At 67.0% G+C, this 3233-nt stretch carries 4 protein-coding genes; 2 read left to right on the plus strand and 2 right to left on the minus strand.

Features of this window, described 5'->3' with window-relative positions:
• Together B0E53_RS34520 and B0E53_RS34525 are read right to left on the minus strand one after the other, a co-directional pair.
• The coding region (locus B0E53_RS34520; protein WP_281492933.1) for a glycogen debranching N-terminal domain-containing protein at positions 1-1134 on the minus strand (1134 nt) is incomplete at its 3' end.
• The gene (locus tag B0E53_RS34525) at positions 1131-1508 is read right to left on the minus strand and encodes an SCP2 sterol-binding domain-containing protein (protein ID WP_107079729.1); all 378 of its coding nucleotides are present in this window, start codon (positions 1506-1508) and stop codon (positions 1131-1133) included. The genes B0E53_RS34525 and B0E53_RS34520, both read right to left, overlap by 4 nt.
• A gap of 208 nt (positions 1509-1716) precedes the next feature.
• Between B0E53_RS34525 and B0E53_RS38195 the strand changes: the two genes are divergently transcribed.
• Both B0E53_RS38195 and B0E53_RS34535 read left to right on the plus strand, forming a co-directional pair.
• Positions 1717-2094 (plus strand): SCP2 sterol-binding domain-containing protein, encoded by a 378-nt coding sequence (locus B0E53_RS38195; RefSeq protein WP_168215481.1) that lies wholly within the window; start codon positions 1717-1719, stop codon positions 2092-2094.
• A partial coding sequence (locus B0E53_RS34535; RefSeq protein WP_281492934.1) for a glycogen debranching N-terminal domain-containing protein occupies positions 2091-3233 on the plus strand: 1143 nt, incomplete at its 3' end. The genes B0E53_RS38195 and B0E53_RS34535, both read left to right, overlap by 4 nt.

Consider the following 3233-nt stretch of genomic DNA (forward strand, 5'->3'; position numbering starts at 1 on the left):
GGCGGCTCTCCCGGCACGTTCGAGAGACCGGACCAGGGTGGCGTCGCCGGTCCACCGCTCGTACTCGTCGAGCAGGATGACGAAGAGAGGAGTGGAGTCGGCGCTACCGTAGTACGGCGAGTGTGGCTGCTCCTCGAATGCGGTCGTCTCCCCGTACCGCAGCTCGTGGAGGATCTTCCCGGGCTCCTCCTCGCGGAAGTCGTGCAGGACGGCCCCCTGTCGCACGATGAGCTGGTGTAGCGTCGTGGCGGCGAGGTCGGGTGCGAACGGCAGTGCCTGGATGCTGGTGAGGATGCTGTCCCGGCCGAAGATCGCCATGAACCACGGTAGGCCGGCGGCGGGGATGGCGTGTCCGCCGCCGGTCAGCGGTGCGTAAAGCAGCGCGGAGAGGTCAGCCAGGCTGCGTCGGTAGGTCATTCCCAACGTGGGGGAGTCGCAGGTGAGGCGGGGCGCCTGCGCGAGCCAGTCGGCCAGGTCCTGCCGGATCTGCGCTCGGGATCGACCGGGTCTGCCCTCCAGGCTCTCCCGAAGGTCGCGCCCGCCCAGGCCCAGCGCCTGCACGTGCAGGTTGGTGGTCCATTGACCGTGCGGTTCAAGTCGAACGTGGTATGTCAGCCCCTGCTCGTCGACTCGGGCCGGCACGGTGGACGAGACCAGGGTCTCCCGGCAGAACGCTTCCCGCTGATAGCCGAGACGTAGGCGCCCGCCGTCGACCTGGGTGTAGTACGTCCCGCTCTTGTTCCGCACGTCCTTGATCTCGAAGAGGTCGGCGAAGTCGCTGTCGACGTCGATCCGGATCCGCAGGTCGACGGGCTTGGGTTCGTGGTTGATCACGGTCAGTTGCTCCGTGAAGCTTCCGCCGATGGAGCGGTCGCGAATGGCCGAAACACCGATGTCGACGAGTGGAGCGGGGAGGGTCGGGACGACGACCATGCGGCTCTCGAAGTACTCGACCTCCTCGACGGTGAGCGCGTTGACCCGCTCGTCGTTGATGGACAGGATCCATTTCGACAGGAATCGGGTGTCGAACGAGAAGAACCCGGTCGGGATGGTGGGGGACGCGTCAATGTCGCCCGTCTCCTCACTGACGACGAACGTGTTGCCGTCCAGCAGCCGGACGAGGCCGTCGCTCATGCCGCACGTCTCCGTTCGCGGCCGAAGTCCCGAGGGTGATGGGCTCCGGGCGGCCCCGGCATGAGCCGAACGAAGAGGCGGGCCAGCCGGACATCACCCGGCGTCGTGATTTCGTTGCGCAACCATGACGGGTACATCTGTGACTGGCCAGCCAAGATCCGGTCGAAGGTCGCCCGGCTGCCATGGAAGACACAGTCGGCCTTGCCTCCATCCCGAGAGACGCTGATATCGCCCCGTTCGATGGCCACGAACCAGCGGTCGACGCCCTGCTCGTAGGTGAGGTCGAACCGTATGGTCCCGGTGGCGTCCTCGAGGAGGGTTTCGTGCCCGCGACGGGCGAGGGATTGGAAAAAGCTCGTGGTGGGATTCGACATGTCCGCCTCCCTCCGACGCGTGCCGAGCCCGGATGAGCCGCGTACCCACCCTGACCCGGAGCGAGGCCCTGCCGCATCACCCGGACCGGGTGATTTCCCCGCGCCGCTCGCGGCCGCAGTCCAGGTTCATCCGTTCCGGGTGAGGCCGACCCACCCTGATGCGAATGATGCTGCTCATGGTCCGGCGGATTTCTACGGGGGTGGTGCCATGTCGGAGGCGACCAGGAAGTTCTTCGAGGCGCTCGAACGACACGGCCACGAACGCCTGCTGAAGAAGACGAACGGCACCATACGGTTCGACCTCGAGCGTGACCACGAGGTCGACCACTGGTTCGTGGAGATCCGCGGCGGCGTCGTCCGGGTGTCACAGCAGAACCGCGCCGCCGACACCGTCATCCGCTCCGACGACGCCTTCTTCGACCGGATGGTCCGCGGCGAAGCCAAACCGCACCCGGCGTGGCTGAGGAACGACATAACGTTCAAAGGACAAATCCGGCTCGTCAGCTTGCTGGAGCGGCTCTTCGCGCCGCCGCCCAACGCGCGTCACCCGCGGATCGCCGCCCGGGACCGGGGGAGGCAGGGATGAAAACCGATCTCGTCAGAATCCTGGACGGCAACATCTTCGTGTTGAGCGACGGCAGCGGCGACATAGCGGCGACGCCCAACGTCCCGACCGGCTACTTCTCATTCGACACCCGGTTCCTCTCGCTGTGGCGACTGACCATCAACGGGGAACGGGTGAGCACACTGGCGATGGACGACCCGTCGTACTTCGAGGCGCGGTTCTTCCTGGTGCCCGGGGCCCCGACACACTACGTCGACGCCAAGGTCTCGGTGATCCGCGAACGGGCGGTGGCCGGCAGCTTCGAGGAGCGGTTGACAGTGCTCAACCATTCCGGGGAACCGGCCGAGTTCACCGTCCGGGTGGACGCCGGCTCTGACTTCAGCTCCTTGTTCGTGGTCAGACAAGAACGCACGCCGGCCGGCCGGCTCTACCAACGCGTCGAGAACGGTCGCCTGCGCCTCGGCTACGTGCGGGAGAAGTACCGGCTAGAGACGGTGATCTCCACGACCGAGCCGGCGCAGGTCGACGAACAGGGGCTGACCTACCACATCCGGATCGAACCCCACGGGCAGTGGACCACCATGCTGCACGTCCGGGGGCTGATGCTGCATCCCGACGGTCAGGACATGCGAGAACACCTGACTCCCTCCCGCCAGCAACGCGACACGGCAAGGCTCCAACACGACCTGAGGCAGTGGCTCGACAAGGCTCCGCAGCTGCGCTGCGACTGGAAGCCACTGGAGCGGACCTACCAGCGCAGCCTGGTCGACCTTGCCGCGCTGCGGTTCTCGCCGCTGGCGCTACCGACCGAGCCGCTGCCCGCGGCGGGCCTGCCGTGGAACGCCACCCTCACCGGCCGCGACCCCATCCTCACCAGCCTGCAGGTCCTGCCGTTCACACCGGACATGGCCGTCAACACCCTGCGGATGCTCGGCATCGACCAGGGCAGCGTGCTCGACGACTTCCGGGACGAGGAGCCGGGCAAGATCCTGCGCGAGTTCCGCTACGGCGAGCTGACCGCGTTTGAAGAACATCCCACATCGCCCTACTTCGGCGCCGCCGACAGCACCCCGCTCTACGTCATCCTGCTCGACGAGTACGAGCGGTGGACGGGGGACGCCGCGGTGGTGCGCGAATTCGAGGACGAGGCGCGCGCGGCG

The organism is Micromonospora sp. MH33 (assembly GCF_003013775.1).
Lineage (GTDB): Bacteria > Actinomycetota > Actinomycetes > Mycobacteriales > Micromonosporaceae > Micromonospora > Micromonospora fulviviridis.

Coding starts and splice junctions, on each gene's coding strand:
- B0E53_RS38195 (WP_168215481.1), top strand. CDS start 1,717: ATGTCGGAGGCGACCAGGAAGTTCTTCGAGGCGCTCGAACGACACGGC.
- B0E53_RS34525 (WP_107079729.1), bottom strand. CDS start 1,508: ATGTCGAATCCCACCACGAGCTTTTTCCAATCCCTCGCCCGTCGCGGG.